Here is a 16,157-nt window from a genome sequence, read left to right as displayed (position 1 = left end):
GTAATTTCTCAACTTATATACTCACAATCATATTTAGCAAATTTATCAATCAGATTAATTTGATGAAAGGTAATCTTTTAAAACAACCTCTTGATAGCTCCCTGACTCTACAACACGACCTTTATCCATCAAATAGATGCGATTACAATGCTCCACTGTGGTAAGGCGATGGGCAATAATAATCATAGTTTTTGTGCCACTCAAAGATTTAATCGCCTCGGTTACAAGGGTTTCTGTTTCATTATCCAGTGCCGAAGTAGCTTCATCTAATACCAAAATTTCCCTTTCATGATAAAGAGCTCTAGCAATTCCTATTCGTTGACGTTGACCACCGGATAAAAGAACCCCTCTTTCACCGACAGACGTCTCGACACCATCTGGCAATTTACTAACAACCTCTGTAAGTTGAGCCAGCTTAATAGCTTTCTCCAACTTTTGTTTATCAATCAAATTATCTGGAACACCGAAAGCAATGTTCCTTTCCAAGGTGTCGTCTATCAGGAAAATAGATTGAGGAATATAGCCGATCAGATTCTGCCAGTTGCGTAAATTATTGATTACGGATACGCCGTCAACTTTTAAGTCTCCACTTTCAATTGTTAAGAGACCTAAAATTACATCTACTAATGTAGTCTTTCCTGCTCCAGATTTACCAATTAAACCAATTGATTGACCTTTATTAATTGACAAAGAAATGTCTTGAATTGCATATTCTGAAGTATTTGGATAACGATATGCAATTTCATCTAAAGTAATCTCTTTTTTGAAAGGTATAGCTTGTTTATTAGAGTGGTTATGACTAAATGAATTATCAGAACCACTTCCTGGCAATTGATTATGGTTGAACTGAGCAGATTCTATCTCTTCTAAGTTTTTTAAATCTAAATATAATCTGTCAACAACATAAGTGTGTTTTTTGATTCCACTAAATGATTGCATTAAATTACTGACTGCAGGCAAAAGCCGAATTGAAGCCATTGCAAACACACCCAAAGTCCCAGTTAAATTTTGTGAATTTTGCTCACTATAAATTAAAGAAGTAATTGTAAAGCCAACAAGGAAAATAATTAAAATAGGCTCTAATAGGTAGCGTGGCAAAAGAGAGAAAGCATGAAAATCTTCTACCGCAGTCTTATACCTCAATGCCTGCTTAGACATCTGATTTTCAAAGTAAGTCTCACAACCAATGATCCGTGTTTCTTTAAGTCCTCCCATGCCATGATTAATAACGCGAATTATCTCTTGGCTCGCATCAGAAGATTCCCTACCCCAATAAGAGATTTTATTTTTAAACTGGTATAGAAACAAAGAAAGAAGTGATAAGACCACTAAAATACTTAATGTGGCTGTTAAGCTAGTTTTTAAAAGCAGTAAAACTAGAGCGCATACGACAGTAAAATTAGCCACAGCGAAAAGGGTTGGCATCAGCACTCCATTGGCAAAATTCAAGGTTTCGCTGACAATATTTTGAATTAAAAGAGCGGTATTACCACTAATATGAAAAGTATAAGGAACTCTCAAATAAGCGCTCATTAATCTCAATCGTAAGTCAGCCTGTTCGCCGAAACCAAATCCGAATATATATTTTTGAACTATAAACCCTACCAAAGACTTAAAGCTTAGGATACCAACAATTAACAAACCTAAAACGGATAAAAAAGAAATTTCAGAACGAAAGTTTAGCTGTGTATACAACCAATTTGACCAACTACTCTGATGAATAACTTCAGGGGAGGTAGCTATTGTCATGAATGGTCCTATAAGACCAACTCCGAAAACCTCTAACATAGAAGTCAACAAGAATAAAAACATCAGTAAAATAATCTGTTTTTTCTTGCCGCCAAGAATATAGAATACTCTTGAAATATAATTAATCATTGAGAATAAAACTCCCAACTTGAAACGTTTTTGCCTGATTGACTTGCCACAAAGTGTATATTCGCTGAATAAACTTGAAAAAATTGTTGATGAATTTGCAAAAGTTCAGTAAAAAATAATAAATACCCGCAAGTCCTGACAATATAGACCTGCGTAAATCAATCACTTCATTAAACACTAAAGCTCTTAGTAGAGCATTTCCCTTCCTATAAATAGATGCATCGCTTCATGTAGATATCAACTTTATTTTTTGCTCTTACTATTCCCTGATATCGTAATGCAATAAGAAGACACCCTTAATCCCTGCACTGAAGCCGACACACTAGGTAAATACCTACTGCACGTTCTCTCAGAACTCGTGTTTTTGATTAGGCAAGCTAATCTTCGTCAACTATAGCCATAATTTCCTTGAGTGCAAATACCCTGGGGAAGATTATTGAAGATTTTTTGTAAAGATTCTCTAAAGCTATCTTAATACCTTTCTCCATTTGCTGGCACTAAGGGTGGTGACTTCGCTTCCGAGTTGATAAAGTAGTCTGGCAAGCTCTAAAAAAATATAAACCTCTGACAAAAGGAATTTATCGTCTACAGGCTGAAAGTACCGATGATACTAGCTATGACAAAAAAACAGCGTCTTTATTTACCTAAGGTGTATGTTAATTTCGCAGTATTCCTAGCTTGAACGTTCAACTGGACACTGGTCGATGAAGACTATTTCAAGTAAAAATTTATCTTATTTATTACACTGCTGATTTCTCTTCCCCGAAAGAATTACCCGCTCCACTTTTCAAAATGTTGCACTGAAGCATCAGCTTACTTGATAGTTAACTCAATTAACGGTCACCTACTCTACTTCTAGTCATAAAAAAATCAAAGGCTTATTAGGTAAGGTCTTGAGGCTCCTACAGCAAAAATAATTACGTGGTCTAGTAGTTCCCAAATAAAAGTATGTACTGACCCTATTTATCCTCTAGGCTGCGGTAAATTCTATAAATTTGTAAAAAATACTCGGTTTTCTAGCTTAAGGCGTCGAAGTCTTATTACTTGGATCTTAGCTACCACAGCTTCTTAGCAAGTAGATACATAGAGTGTAGATGTGCCAAAATGAAAGCAAGATTGCAAAATACTTCTGACATACAAACCAGCCAATTTATAGAGGCCAAGATGAAGGCTGAACAACATTCTCAACCATTGCCTCTAGCTAAAAATATCCAACTCCATGAAGATGAAGAAGGTGGCTTAGACCTGGGTCAAGTTCTTGGCTCTATCCGTCGTGGCGCACTTTTAATTGCTGGCGTAACCACCGTAGTCGCTTCTGCTGCTCTGCTCAAAGCATTAACGGATACACCAGTCTATCAAGCTGGGTTTGAACTATTAACAGAGCCGGTGACAGTCGAAACTGAAGTTATATCCTCTGTCTCCGACACTCTGACAAGTCGGCAAGAGAAAGCCGCGACACTAGACGAAACGAAAATTAAGGTTTTACGCTCTCCCAGAGTACTCTCTCCTATTGCTAAACAGCTTGAGACGAAATACCCAGGCATGAGTTACAGCCAACTCAATGGTAGCCTTACCATCCAAGTCAATGGACCAAATGTCTTGACAGTTAGCTACAAAGATCCTAACCAAGAGCTAGTTAAGGATGTCTTAAAAGCAGTGTCTGATGCTTTTCTGGATTACAGTCTAGAGGAGCGCCAAGCAGACGTTCGTCGGGGTATGAAATTTGTTGAGGAGCAATTACCGCAGCTCAGGGGGCGGGTTGAAACTTTGCAACAACAACTACAAACGCTACGGCAACAAAATAACTTACTTGATCCAGAAACTACGGGTAAACTCCTTTCTGATCAAATTGCTACTTTTGAGAAACAACGACTAGACCTTCAAGTTCAACTCAATGAAGCCAATGCTCTTTATACCGACTTACAAAGGGAGTTAGCACAACAGCCAGTTGAATCCGCTGTTGGTTCGGCACTCACTGAAAATTCCCGCTACCAAAAGATGCTGGGGCAAATCCAGGAAATAGATTCTCAGATTGCTCAAAAGTCCGCCATCTTTCGGGAAGAAAGTCCAGATATACAGACTCTCCAGGAGCAACGACAAAACTTGCTACCCTTGCTGCGCCAAGAAGGGGAAAGGGTCACCAGGGAAGTGGAAATGCGCATTCGGGAACTAGAAGTGCGTAATCAAGCTCTGAGCCAAGGAATAGAGCGCCTCAATCAGCAAGTGAAACAATTGTCGGCAGTTACTCGTGAGTACACTGATATCCAAAGGGAATTACAGATTTCCACGGAGAACCTCAATCAATTTTTAAGCAAAAGAGAAGGTTTGCGCATCGACGCTGCCCAAAAAGAGATGCCTTGGCAGTTACTGGGTGAGATTGGTGATCCTCAAGCTTCTTCAGCCAGTGCTAAGACTAATTTGGTCTTAGGTACAGTCTTAGGTCTGCTTTTAGGCATAGGAGCAGCTTTAGTTGTAGACCAACTCAGAAATGTCCTTCACACTCCTAAGCAAGTAAAAGACCTGACCAAGCTACCACTGCTGGGAGTAATTCCCCTCGATAAAGAACTTGGAGAATTTTCTCCTGCTGTGGATCCAGGTGCCGTTGTGCACAAAGCCAGCTACACTTCTGAGTTGTTCAATGGTCATCAGTCTCAAAGATACACGGCTGATCCCTTTTTTGAAGCTTTCCGCTACTTCTGCACTAATGTTCGTCTCCTCGGTGCCGACAATCCAATTCGCTCTTTTGTGATCACCTCAGCCGTACCCGGAGAAGGGAAGTCTACAGTTGCAGCACACTTAGCTCAAGCAGCAGCAACTATGGGTCAACGGGTGTTAATCGTTGATACCGATTTGCGCAGTCCCCGCGTACACCAGCGCATGGGGGTAATGAATATGTACGGATTAGCTGATGTAATTTCTACAGACTTAGACTTTGATAATGTTATTCAACGATCGCCAATCGAAGAAAATCTCTTTGTCATGACTGCTGGTCCGACTCCGCCTGACTCAATCAGGCTGCTTGCCTCTCAAAAGATGCGGGACTTGATGGAGAAGCTGCAAGCAGCTTTTGATCTAGTTATTTACGACGCACCGCCTCTTCTGGGGTTTGCAGATGCTAGCCTTGTGGCTGCTCACACCAGCGGTATCGTGTTAGTAGCTGGTTTAGGCAAGGTTAAACGCTCAGTTCTAGAGCAAGCCTTGGATGAGTTAAGAGTATCTGGCTCTTCTGTCTTAGGAGTAGTAGCTAATGGAGCTAAGGAATCTCAATCTGGAGTATCCGATTACTATTACCGAAATCAGACGGAAAACACGAATGTACTCCAACCTGGTAGAGGTGAGCGAACTGCTACTACTCCTTTAAAGTCACCTATGACTTTCTTAAGAAATATTAAGCGACGCTAGCATTTCTATCCCTAGAGGAAGGAAGGCTCTTGAGCTACTCATCATTGATAAAAGAACTATAAATGATTTTGCTAACGGTTACTTCCGGATAGCTTGATGATTTCCTGAAATAAATATCTAGAACACCTATATCAGTTCTATATCAGTATTAAAAACTAATCTCCTAGTCCCTTCCCTACCAGGAAAGGGGGAGACTTTCCTCTGCTCCTAATCAAACTATATTTGTTCCTTCTCTGCCAGAGGAGGCAACTTCCCTATTCACTGCCTTTCCTGGGTAATTTAGAGGTAACAGCAGCCAGGTAAAAAATTGGTTTATTCAAGGGCTAGGAAAAGATTTTTGTAATTACTGAATAGCTGTTCTCTAGATCAGGGAATTCTGGTGGTAAGGAGTTTTTTGATTACAGAATAAAATAGTTTTTTTGGTCAAATATCCCAAAAAGCGTTACTAAGGCGTGTTCCCTTAACTACATGGTGCGCTACGACCTAAAAGAACTATTTTAGTTTACCATCGATCCCGGAAAAATTTGGAAAATGCCGACGAACACGCACAAGGAGTAAAGTTATGAACAAAGACGATTTATCAGACGGTTTGATTTCCCTTTCTCCCACAACTTCGCAATCGCCAATCTCCCAGGCAGAAGCTCAGGAATTAGAAAATCGGGCTGTTAAGAGTGGATTAGGAGTTTCTTTTCTGCCCAAGCTACCGCCTATACTAACTGGTATGGGAGCCGGAATGACTACTTTTAATGGTGTAGCCATTACAGTTGGGCTGTATTCTCTATTTAATGCGACTCCAGCTAATACCGGATTTGACCTGTTAGATAAAGCAACGGAGCAATATAAATCCGGAAATTTCGAGGAAGCGATCGCTTTAGCCGACTCTATTGAGCAAGACAGTTCTGCTTATGAAGAAGCTGTAATTTTTCGTCAAAAATGGCGACAAGAATGGGACACAGGTGCTTCCCAGTTTGAAGCTGTTAAACAAGCTTTTAACGAGGGACGATGGCAAGATTTACTTGAGGAAGCTCGCCAAACTCCTAATGTTGAAGTTTGGCAACGCAAAATAGCGCCTTTTGTTATTGCCGCTAAACCTCAACTGGAAAATGAAGCCAAAAATTTATTGCAACAAGCTTACCAACAGGCAGCACAGAAAAACTTTACTGAGGCTATTGTCCTGCTCAAAAAAATCTCGCCCGAAACTTCTACTGGTGCCCAAATTAAACCCAAGTTGACTGAATATCAGCAAAAGCAGGAGATTAAAGCCAAGTCTTTACTACAAAAAGCCTACGGACTGGCGGTAAAGAGAGACTTTATTGGTGCTCAGAAGTATCTGTCGGAAATCCCTCAAAATACGGCTGCCTATGAGACAGCTAAAGTCAAGCTGGCTGAGTATTCACAAAAGCAGAATTCCCTTGAAGAAGTTGAGAGACAAGCAAAATTAAGGAAAGCAGCAGAGACACAGAAAAGGTTATCAGAGTCATCTACAAATAAGCCAGCAGAAGCGCAGAAAAAATCATCAGCACCATCTACAAATAAACCAAAAAATTCTCAACTTAATCCGGGTGGTCAGCTACAGGAAGTTAAACCTCAACCACCTAGTGCAGCGCCAGTGCTCCAATAGATTAGAGTAGGACTTAGGTGGAAGAAGGAAACATATTCTTTCTGGTTAACAACTTAAAGATACCTCTTACAAGAGGACTTTTAGGGTGGGTTTGGTGGATTAATTTACGTAAGTAAAGCTTATCTATCCGCAAAACCTGCCCTCTTGATATCCCGGTTAAAAAAGTGCTTTTTAGCCTTCTCATCAGCCAGTTTTACTATCCCCCAAGTGCATCTTGGATCAACTTTCGTAACTCTTCCCAGTTCAACGCACCCAGCATATCCTTAAGAAAACACCAAAAAATATCTTCCTGTCAGTCTGATATTAGCTGCAAAAGTTTACTAGCTAGATATTGATACTGCTCTCTGTTGTTATAAATCTGAGCTGAAACTCTGATAAATTGCTCCGAAGGTTCCCTCCAAGCAATTACTGGCACCTCAATCTGGAAACGCTCTAACAGAATATCCTGGAGTACAGGCCATCCTCGCGGTTTCTCTTCCTGTTCCTGCCAATGCAATTGATCGGGTAAAGGTACAACCGCCATTGAACCAATCATCTGATCAGGACAAGGTAGTTTAGTTCCCAAGGCTTGACAAAGTAGCTGTCTTGCAGCTATTGTCGTTGTCTTATTGTGAGCCATTAACTCAGACCATCCACCAGGTAGCAGGGAACCCATGAAGGCGATCGCTTCTGGCACGCAAAGATAGGCACTTGGATCATCAGTACCAGTCCAATCAAACTCCAGTTGAAAACGTGACTTATCAGTGCGCCGTGAGTTGGCACCGTGGCTAATAGTCAGTGGACGAATTAGTGACTGCTTCTCTCTTTGTACATAAAGAAAGGCTGACCCTTTAGGCGCACACAACCATTTATGGCAGTTGCTAGTGTAATAAGCCGCCCCGATCTCGTGCAAATTAAGTGGCAGCATTCCCAATGCATGAGCACCATCCACCAAGGTATCTACTCCCTTGGCTGCTAGCTGACTCACCAATTCCTGGATGGGAAAGACTAAAGCCGTTTGGCTAGTCACATGGTCTAAAAGTGCCAGTTTGGTTCTTGGCGAAACCTTTGCCAGCACTGCTTCTATTACCTGTGCTGGCGACTGAATGGGGAAAGGCACCCGCGCCACCACAACCTGTGCACCGGTACGACTAGCCACAAACTCTAGTGCATTGCGGCAGGCATTATACTCTTGGTTGGTTGTCAGTAACTCGTCCCCCGGATTAAAAGAAAGCGACCTTAACACCGAATTAACACCCGTCGTGGCATTGGGAACAAAGACTAACTCAGCCGCATCAGCCCCAATAAAAGTTGCCAACTGACTCCGCGCCTGGTCTAGCAACTGCTCAAATTCCCGCATAAAAAAGCGCAGTGGTTCTTGTTCCAACTGCTGACGCGATCGCTGTTGGGCTAACATCACGGGCAAAGGCACTGCACCATAGGAGCCATGGTTGAGAAAGGTAATTGTCGGGTCAAGAGACCAGAACTTTGCCCAACTGCTAGGATCAACTTGCAAAGGTTCGTTATTAGTCATTGATTCTCAAGCAATCGCCATTAGCAATACTTACTAGGGAAGAAATTTAGTTCTTGTCTTCCTGTCCTAACCCAACGACTCTGTAGGCTATATTGAGGAAACTCTTGCATTTCTGGGGAGAAGCCTCACCTATTTTCTCTTTACCCTGATTAGAGCAATCTACCACTAAGATAGCTATGCAACCCCAAAGAGTCAGTCTACTAATGCTCATTCGGACTACTACGATTACCCTACTGGCGCTAGCAGCCGGTTGTTCCTCTGTGAAAACGCCCCAAGCTACAGCTTTACCTTCAGAGTCATCTACACTACCAGTGACTACCTCACCACAGTCATCTACAGTTGCTGCTCCCAAACAAGAAACCGTAGATTCTGAAACTAAGGCATCAATAATGGCTCTTGCCAGCCACTTGAAACAAATCGGTGCCAAAATGTACGGCGCGTATTGGTGTCCCTACTGCAAGAAGCAAAAGGAACTGTTTGGAGAAGCAGTTAGCGAAATTAACTATATTGAGTGTGATGCCAAAGGGGAAAATCCTCAACCAGAGCTATGTAGAAGTGCTGGTGTTAGAGGCTTTCCTTCTTGGGAAATTAATGGTCAACTTCATCCAGGTTTGCATACTTTGGAAGAACTAGCTGATTTATCGGGCTATCAAGGTTCTCGCAAATTTTGAATGGTTTTTTCTTCTTTCCGATGATTGACAAATAACTCGACATGACACGGATTAAATGGCTTGGGGAAAGCCTTATTAGCAGAAATCTCTTGAAACTCCTTGCTTTGGGGTTGCTTTCGGCGGTGGTAGTGTTCCTTATCTTCGGAGATTTCAGACAGGCTTTATCCGAGCCATTTGAGCATTTAGTCTTCAGCCTTGAAGAAAGCTATCAGCAATGGTTCAAGTCTCAGCTACTTAATCAACCGCTACTTTTGCTACCTATTGCCTTTGCTGGGGGGCTAATTGCCAGTATCTCTCCCTGTATTCTCGCCCTACTGCCCGTTAACCTGAGCTATATTGGCACCCGCGAAATTACCTCTAGCCGGGATACCTTTCTCAAAGCAGGATCTTTTGTTTTAGGAGTAGTAACAACACTTAGTCTACTGGGGTTGTTTTCCTCTTTTGCTGGTGCCGTGATGGTGGGCTACCTTGGCTATGTCCATATATTTATTGGTACGCTAATTACGCTAATGGGTCTAAACCTCCTAGGTATTCTGCCTCTGCCTTTACCACCAAACCAGTTTAGTTTGCCCGTTGCTGGCCCTTATGGCGTTGGCTTAACCTTTGCACTACTGAGTTCTCCCTGTGCTAGCCCCGTACTCTTTGCCGTTCTGGCTGCTGCGGCTGCCACCGGTTCCCAGATATACAGCACCTTGACAATGGTTAGTTATGCACTGGGCTACACAGCAATTATTTTCCTCGCCAGCTTGTTTACAGGTTTAATTAAACAAACCAAGGTGTTATTGAAGCATTCTGAAAAGCTAGTGCGCTTGAGTAGTTTTTCTCTGATCTTTGCCGGAATATATTACTTAGCTAATGGTATTAACTGGGTAGTCCTAATCTGGAATAGTAATAGCTGAATTACAGAGAAGTACTAGCAGTGCTAGGAAATAACGCGACCGTAACGAGCCTTAACAGTCGCGGTAGAGTTGTTTTGATTGCACAGCCATGCCCACATCTGATCCCCAAAACTAAAGTGCCACCACTCGCCGGGATGGCGCTGAAAGCCAGATGAAGACATAACATGCCACAATAACCGCCGGTGGTAATGATACGGTGCTTCCAGTTTACTAGCGTAGTAATCTGGATGAGAGCGAGGTGAGAGTTCATCAATGGCAGACCCCATATCAACAGTTTGCCCCTGATCATTCACTAAGGTAAGGTCTACGGCACCTCCGGTACTATGAGGTGGCGGTGTTGCTAATTCAGGGCTAGGCACTGCCCAAATTTGGTAGACTTGATGCCAAATTTCTTGCTGTTGATCTTCTGATAGTTCAACAGGATTGAGTTGTTGTTGCCGTACTACCTCAGCAAATGTATAGTCCACCATAAATTGTTGAACTGCTACGGGGCGGTAGGCGTCAAAAATCTGGAGACGCCATCCTGGATATTGCTGTTGTAGCCGCGCTTGAGCGGCGATTAGAGCCCTAAGGACACTCTGGCGCACACGGTAAGGTGATGTTCCTTCGTAGGGCGCTCCCAGTTTTTCGTAGGGGTGAGGTGATAGGAGGGCAAATTGTTTTCCGGGGATCGATACCAGAGGTTCGCCACATTCCAGAATAGGAATTTTTTGATAGGGTTTCATATTTGCCTTGCTCAGATTCCAAACAATGTCTTGATGAAATTTATCAGTGATGTTCGTCTGAACAAGCTAAGTAATCAGTAGTATGCCCAGTTAGTTAGCAATCCTAATACTCTAACTCATTGCTGTCAGCATAGCAGCAAACAACAACGCTCAAAGCTGTGATCAGAGGATTCGAGCTTTTCACTTAGACCTAGCTATTATAAGATGACTTTTTAAATGAGCTAAGGAGCTTGAAGAATGGTCGAAATTGTAGGTATTCGTAAAGCCAGCGAAATAGCTGAAACACAGACTAAATCAAATAAAGTTGTTCCACCCGGCAAACTTGAACTGGCTATTAAGATTAGCGAGATGCCTACGCCACGCACGGTAAAAAATGGCTGGCAAGAGTTTGAAGTAGATTGCGACGGCATGATTTTCACCGCAACCGTTAAACCCAAAGTCTGGAAAAAATTAACCACGGCTGAGGAGACTTACCCGATGTGGGTAGCGGCAATTACTGGTAAGTTAGGAGTCAAAACAAAGAAAGGTTTTGTTCTAGAAAATCCCGCCATTCAAGTATTTGAGAAAAAGCCCAAACCTGTCCTAGAAGACCAAGCTTCTGAGGAAAAGACTCCGGCGGCGACAGAGGCTTCGAGATGAAGCTTGCCCATACCAGAGATTTTAGTCTGTAGAGGTAACTGCCTGTTTCTCGAATCAGTTACTTTGCTCAAAAGTAACTGATTTATTGATTATGAATTGGTTAACTGATATTCAAGATCACTATTCTTCGATTTTTGCCTTATTAACCGAATTTGTAGACTCTGGCACCGGATCATAACCACCAGGGTGAAAAGGATGGCACCGTAAGATGCGCTGCATCGCTAGGCAACTGCCGCGCCACAAACCAAACCTGTCTATTGCTTGAATAGCGTAGCTAGAACACGTGGGTTGAAATCTACAGACTGGTGGAAATATGGGAGAAATTAAAGCTCTGTAACCCCTAATCAACCAAATTATTAATAACTTCATCTCGGTAACCAAATCTCGATAGAGTGTTAGAGAGTTGTTGTTTTTCCTATTATCAAGTCTTTGCTGAATTCTGTAGCTTGGTTGGAATCAATCCCGGCGTTGTGGCTCCACATGGGTCTTGTTGCCCTAGTGTTAGGTATGGTTGTGCTTTTGGCAGAAGCACTACATTTTTATGGTCACACCAGTTCCGAACTGACGCGCAAGATAGTTCACATCGGCACCGGCAACATAATTTTAGTGGCTTGGTGGTTACAAATACCTGCTTGGGTAGGTATAGGGGCATCAATCATTGCTGGTGTTATTGCACTTTTGTCTTATTACATTCCGATCTTGCCTGGTATTAACAGCGTGGGACGCAAAAGTCTAGGCACCTTTTTCTATGCCATTAGCATTGGCATCCTGATCGCCTGGTTTTGGCATATAAACCAATACCTTTATGCCGCTATTGGTATTTTAGTTATGGCTTGGGGTGATGGACTCGCTGGGTTGATTGGTCAGAATTTTGGTCAACATCACTACGAAATCTGGGGCATCAAAAAAAGTTGGGAGGGTTCCTTGACTATGGCTGTAGCTAGCTATGTGGTTAGTAGTCTGATTCTATTTGCCGTATTCGGCAATACTTGGCAAGTTTGGCTAGTGCCGGTGGCGATCGCTCTATTTGCCACTTTTTTAGAAGCTTTCTCTAAAATTGGTGTCGATAACCTGACCGTGCCTTTAGGTAGTGCAACACTAGGTTTTTTCCTTAATCAAATTTTTTGAGTTCTGGATTTTTTAGCCCAGAAGGGACAAAATTAGCAATTTTCTGAGAATGAACCAATATCTGAGTTAGAGCTAACTCTAGTGATCAGCCTTAGATCTCTTTCCCCCAAAAGCCTTTGTTAAAGGAGCTTTTGGGGGTACTTGGGCAAAGCTATCTCCCAAGTTTATAAATAAAATCTTAAAAAAATTGATTGAAAACAGTAGACGATTCCCGCCATATTACCTTAGTATATGTAAAGATTTATTTCTATGGGCATAACTCCGGCTAAATTAACCTCCACTCAACGATAAATACTTGATGAGTTTTTTCAATTCAGCAGAGCCAATTATCCGCAGCAAGCAGGAAGCACTCGACTTTCAAGACCGTCAGGGACTCTTACGCATTAGCGTCGAATTTGGAGATAAGACGCTCATTTCGGCTTCTTATACAAGGATTGACCAGACTTTTGTCCTCTGGGGTCTAATCTGCCCGGCAATTTTTGCTACGGCACAGTTTTTACCAATCAGTTGGGTGGTTCAAGCGGCTTTGTGGTCGACCCTCACCTTCCTCGGTACTGTGGCGATGATTGTACTCACTCACTTTTGGGTAAAAGTAGAACGCCTCAGGTGGGTACTTTATTGCTGGGTAGTTTTGATGCTGTCTGGGGTCGTACTGACGGACTTAAGCATCTTTCTTGGCTGGGGGCAAGTGTTGATGCACCTGTGTCATCTGTGGTTAGGATTTAGTGCTTTGGGTTACTTTTGCACAGGAATAGGAATGCGATCGCGTGCTTTTCTTCTCGCTGGTATTGCTCACATTCTCGGTATCGCCTTCTTGCCTTACGTTGGTGGCTGGCAGTTTCTCGCTACTGGTATTGTTATGGCGATAAGCTTACTTCTGTTTGCTGAGGTTCAGTGGGATATGCGACCACCAGTTGATTACAGTTTGTTAACACCAGAACAAAAGCGCTTCAACGAAAAACAATATCAACTGCGCCAGCTTCCTTTGTAATTAAGCAGTACAGATTTAATTAGTAGACTAGAGTGAGTGACTGGAAATTATCAGGATCGAGGGAGTTAGTAGCGCCTTTGTTGATAATTTAAATCACGAATTAGTATTAAGTATGACGATAGTTTACATCTTTTAAAGTCCAATAACTTGTCTCTATGCAATAATCTAAATACAGCTAAATGAATTTATCTTGATCGATTAAGAGCTAGCTTTTATCCAGAGATACATGATTTATCTGTGTATTCTCGAAAAGATAAGAGAGGTTGGCTCAAGATCTACTAGATGAAGGTAAACTGTGCTGGAGGGAAGTTATGCCGCTGTGATCCCTAGCTGTGCATCCAAGGAGAGCGATGTCAGATGCATAGACAGTACAAATAATATAAGCAGCTGACTGAAGACGGCGTGAAGTTTTTATCGCTTCCTTCACTTTGCTACTACCAAAGGGGGACTAAACTCCCCACCAGAGCGGTCGGAGGTAGTAGACGTCACTAAAGTCAGTCTGTAGAACTAACCTTTAAATAAAGGCCCCGTCTTCTATTCGAAGGCGGGGATTTGTCTTTTTTATTGCCATTACAAAACTTGGTGAAGAAAACTTACTCATCTTCACCAAGTTTCTGTGTCTTACGTAACGGAAATATGAAAAATTGCTGACTTAATGACTACCAGTTCTCTCCTTCCTTATCCTGAAATGGATCGCCACTAAAAGGCTGGACTCCAGTTTCCGGATAAGCATCATCGCTGGGACTAAAAATCCGACCCACCGCTCCGAAAATATACTTGCTGATGTTGTCAAACAGTTGGAAAATGCCCATGTAACTGCCCTCACAACGAGTTCACTAATTGATTATCAAAAATGAAACAGAGTTAATAAATGTCTTTTACAATTCCATACTATAGTTAAGTCTTAAGATTTGGAGAATTTTGCAACATTTGTTTGTTTATATTTGCAATAATTTGCTCATAACCGAGTTGAACTCAAACTTACTCTGCTAGCTGCTCAATGTTGTTTGCCAACTCTTGATTTTCTGGCAATATTTCAGGAATTTTGCTGATCGGTATGACGTATTCAGCAAATGGCATTATTTTTGGTAAGAAGTACTATAACCGGAGCAACTAACTATGCTCCTCAACTGGGTGATGAAACTGGCAAACCAAGAACTGACAATTGATGCCTCCGATTACAGCCTCTTGACAGATCTTTACCAACTGACGATGATCGCTTGCTATGCGGGTGAAGGTTTGGCGAGAAAACCAGCATCCTTTGAACTCTTTGTGCGCAGTCTACCAAAGAATTTTGGTTACCTGATAGCGATGGGGCTGGCACAAGCACTTGAATACCTAGAGAAACTTCACTTTAGCCAAGATCACCTAGAGACTTTACAAGAGACGGGAATTTTTAAGGACGCCCCAGCTGAATTTTGGTCACTTTTAACAGATGGTAGCTTCACTGGCGATGTTTGGGCAGTACCAGAAGGAACCGCGATTTTTGCTAACCAACCTTTATTGCGGGTAGAGGCACCACTATGGCAGGCGCAGTTAGTAGAAACTTACCTATTAAATACCATTAACTATCAAACTTTGATTGCTACGCGAGCAGCACGGCTCAGAGATGTAGCGGGGCCAGAAGCCAAAATCCTGGAATTTGGTACGAGGCGAGCCTTTAGTCCCCAAGCATCCCTGTGGGCAGCACGGGCATCAATCGCGGCGGGACTAGATAGTACCTCAAATGTTCTGGCAGCGCTGAAGCTAGACCGCAAGCCCAGTGGAACTATGGCTCATTCCCTAGTAATGGCATTCTCAGCAGTATCTGGGAGTGAACAGCATGCCTTTTCTGCTTTTTATCGCTATTTTCCTGATGCTCCCTTACTAATTGATACATACGATACAGTAGCTGCAGCACAGCATCTGGCAGAAAGAGAAAAAGCTGGCGAAATAAAAGTTGCTGGCGTGCGTTTGGATTCTGGAGATTTAGTCAAGTTGTCCCAGCAAGTGCGATCACTACTACCACAAGCAAAAATCTTTGCCAGTGGCGATCTTGATGAGTATGAAATTGCCAGACTCAAAAATGCTGGTGCTTGTATTGATGGCTATGGCATCGGCACTAAGCTGGTTACTGGAAATACTGTTAACGGAGTCTACAAACTGGTAGAAATTGATGGCATCGCCACCATGAAGCAATCGAGTAGCAAAGAGACTTATCCTGGTCGTAAGCAAATCTATCGCCAAGACACTGGAGGTACAATTCAAAAAGATAGGTTAGGACAGGCAGAAGAATCCTGTCAACCTAACGAACGACCCCTGCTGCAACTGGTGATGCAACGAGGTCAAAGGTTACAGCTACCGGAAATCTTAGAAAACATCCAAAAGCGCACAGCAACTTCCGTTGCCAGTCTTCCCGACTCAACACGTCAACTTACCGATCCTACGCCCCTACCAGTGGAAATCTCTGATGCTTTAGAACAGCTAACCGATAAAACTCGGCAAAGACTCGAAAGCGAAGCCGCATCAAAGGACTGAAGGTAAAAAATGAGAAGGTTGTTAATCTAGCAAATGTCGCACCTTGCACCTCGAATGCACCTAAGGTGCAACCCACATATCTTCAAAGAAAGCCCACAGAAAAAGTCTAACTTCCAGCCTTCTACTCTAGAAAACCTTTAACTTCTAAGCAGATAACCTTCAACTCTTCTGAA

The 16,157-nt window shown here is 42.5% G+C and carries 13 protein-coding genes; 8 read left to right on the top strand and 5 right to left on the bottom strand.

Translation table 11 applies throughout. From position 1 onward, the window contains the following. Window positions 1-54: 54 nt before the first annotated feature. Complete coding sequence (locus tag ACT7WV_RS09160; RefSeq protein WP_445102611.1) at window positions 55-1,878, bottom strand: ABC transporter ATP-binding protein; 1,824 nt, start codon at window positions 1,876-1,878, stop codon at window positions 55-57. 1,164 nt (window positions 1,879-3,042) lie between these two features. Here ACT7WV_RS09160 and ACT7WV_RS09155 point away from each other — a divergent pair. Beyond that, the gene (locus ACT7WV_RS09155) at window positions 3,043-5,280 is read left to right on the top strand and encodes a GumC family protein (RefSeq protein WP_445102610.1); all 2,238 of its coding nucleotides are present in this window, start codon (window positions 3,043-3,045) and stop codon (window positions 5,278-5,280) included. Between the two features lie 562 nt (window positions 5,281-5,842). After that, window positions 5,843-6,901 (top strand): hypothetical protein, encoded by a 1,059-nt coding sequence (locus tag ACT7WV_RS09150; RefSeq protein ID WP_445102609.1) that lies wholly within the window; start codon window positions 5,843-5,845, stop codon window positions 6,899-6,901. Window positions 6,902-7,193: 292 nt separating this feature from the next. On the opposite strand, the gene ACT7WV_RS09145 is transcribed toward ACT7WV_RS09150, so the two are convergent. After that, entirely contained in the window at window positions 7,194-8,414 is a 1,221-nt protein-coding gene (locus tag ACT7WV_RS09145) for an aminotransferase class V-fold PLP-dependent enzyme (protein WP_445102608.1), read from the bottom strand. 203 nt (window positions 8,415-8,617) lie between these two features. Here ACT7WV_RS09145 and ACT7WV_RS09140 point away from each other — a divergent pair, with 203 nt between their 5' ends. Together ACT7WV_RS09140 and ACT7WV_RS09135 are read left to right on the top strand one after the other, a co-directional pair. Next, on the top strand, window positions 8,618-9,085 hold the full coding sequence (locus tag ACT7WV_RS09140) for a glutaredoxin family protein (RefSeq protein ID WP_445102607.1): 468 nt from the start codon (window positions 8,618-8,620) through the stop codon (window positions 9,083-9,085). A gap of 41 nt (window positions 9,086-9,126) precedes the next feature. Further along, complete coding sequence (locus ACT7WV_RS09135) at window positions 9,127-9,984, top strand: cytochrome c biogenesis protein CcdA (protein WP_463424158.1); 858 nt, start codon at window positions 9,127-9,129, stop codon at window positions 9,982-9,984. A 23-nt stretch (window positions 9,985-10,007) separates the two neighbouring features. Here ACT7WV_RS09135 and ACT7WV_RS09130 read toward each other — a convergent pair whose 3' ends face one another. Then, complete coding sequence (locus ACT7WV_RS09130) at window positions 10,008-10,709, bottom strand: M15 family metallopeptidase (RefSeq protein WP_445102605.1); 702 nt, start codon at window positions 10,707-10,709, stop codon at window positions 10,008-10,010. Window positions 10,710-10,946: 237 nt separating this feature from the next. Here ACT7WV_RS09130 and ACT7WV_RS09125 point away from each other — a divergent pair, with 237 nt between their 5' ends. Beyond that, a complete protein-coding gene (locus tag ACT7WV_RS09125; RefSeq protein WP_445102604.1) occupies window positions 10,947-11,348 on the top strand; it encodes a hypothetical protein in 402 nt (133 codons plus the stop codon). Window positions 11,349-11,468: 120 nt separating this feature from the next. Here ACT7WV_RS09125 and yidD read toward each other — a convergent pair whose 3' ends face one another. Further along, window positions 11,469-11,717 carry a membrane protein insertion efficiency factor YidD gene (gene yidD, locus ACT7WV_RS09120; protein ID WP_445102603.1) on the bottom strand — a complete coding sequence of 83 codons (249 nt, stop codon included), beginning with the start codon at window positions 11,715-11,717 and terminating at the stop codon, window positions 11,469-11,471. A 60-nt stretch (window positions 11,718-11,777) separates the two neighbouring features. Between yidD and ACT7WV_RS09115 the strand changes: the two genes are divergently transcribed. Further along, on the top strand, window positions 11,778-12,476 hold the full coding sequence (locus ACT7WV_RS09115; protein WP_463424157.1) for a diacylglycerol/polyprenol kinase family protein: 699 nt from the start codon (window positions 11,778-11,780) through the stop codon (window positions 12,474-12,476). A 298-nt stretch (window positions 12,477-12,774) separates the two neighbouring features. Then, complete coding sequence (locus ACT7WV_RS09110; protein ID WP_445102602.1) at window positions 12,775-13,467, top strand: hypothetical protein; 693 nt, start codon at window positions 12,775-12,777, stop codon at window positions 13,465-13,467. 659 nt (window positions 13,468-14,126) lie between these two features. Here ACT7WV_RS09110 and ACT7WV_RS09105 read toward each other — a convergent pair. Further along, the gene (locus ACT7WV_RS09105; RefSeq protein ID WP_445102601.1) at window positions 14,127-14,279 is read right to left on the bottom strand and encodes a hypothetical protein; all 153 of its coding nucleotides are present in this window, start codon (window positions 14,277-14,279) and stop codon (window positions 14,127-14,129) included. A 307-nt stretch (window positions 14,280-14,586) separates the two neighbouring features. Here ACT7WV_RS09105 and ACT7WV_RS09100 point away from each other — a divergent pair, with 307 nt between their 5' ends. Further along, window positions 14,587-15,984, top strand: a complete 1,398-nt coding sequence (locus ACT7WV_RS09100; protein ID WP_445102600.1) for a nicotinate phosphoribosyltransferase — start codon at window positions 14,587-14,589, stop codon at window positions 15,982-15,984. Window positions 15,985-16,157 lie beyond the last annotated feature (173 nt).

It is taken from the genome of Symploca atlantica LB2515 (assembly GCF_052546295.1).
Note: the sequence above shows the minus strand (reverse complement) of the source record. Positions and strands in the feature narration are given on the sequence as shown.

Coding starts and splice junctions, on each gene's coding strand:
- ACT7WV_RS09150 (WP_445102609.1), top strand. CDS start 5,843: ATGAACAAAGACGATTTATCAGACGGTTTGATTTCCCTTTCTCCCACA.
- ACT7WV_RS09100 (WP_445102600.1), top strand. CDS start 14,587: ATGCTCCTCAACTGGGTGATGAAACTGGCAAACCAAGAACTGACAATT.
- ACT7WV_RS09105 (WP_445102601.1), bottom strand. CDS start 14,279: ATGGGCATTTTCCAACTGTTTGACAACATCAGCAAGTATATTTTCGGA.
- yidD (WP_445102603.1), bottom strand. CDS start 11,717: ATGAAGTTATTAATAATTTGGTTGATTAGGGGTTACAGAGCTTTAATT.
- ACT7WV_RS09130 (WP_445102605.1), bottom strand. CDS start 10,709: ATGAAACCCTATCAAAAAATTCCTATTCTGGAATGTGGCGAACCTCTG.
- ACT7WV_RS09160 (WP_445102611.1), bottom strand. CDS start 1,878: ATGATTAATTATATTTCAAGAGTATTCTATATTCTTGGCGGCAAGAAA.
- ACT7WV_RS09110 (WP_445102602.1), top strand. CDS start 12,775: ATGAGTTTTTTCAATTCAGCAGAGCCAATTATCCGCAGCAAGCAGGAA.
- ACT7WV_RS09145 (WP_445102608.1), bottom strand. CDS start 8,414: ATGACTAATAACGAACCTTTGCAAGTTGATCCTAGCAGTTGGGCAAAG.
- ACT7WV_RS09155 (WP_445102610.1), top strand. CDS start 3,043: ATGAAGGCTGAACAACATTCTCAACCATTGCCTCTAGCTAAAAATATC.
- ACT7WV_RS09135 (WP_463424158.1), top strand. CDS start 9,127: ATGACACGGATTAAATGGCTTGGGGAAAGCCTTATTAGCAGAAATCTC.
- ACT7WV_RS09125 (WP_445102604.1), top strand. CDS start 10,947: ATGGTCGAAATTGTAGGTATTCGTAAAGCCAGCGAAATAGCTGAAACA.
- ACT7WV_RS09140 (WP_445102607.1), top strand. CDS start 8,618: ATGCTCATTCGGACTACTACGATTACCCTACTGGCGCTAGCAGCCGGT.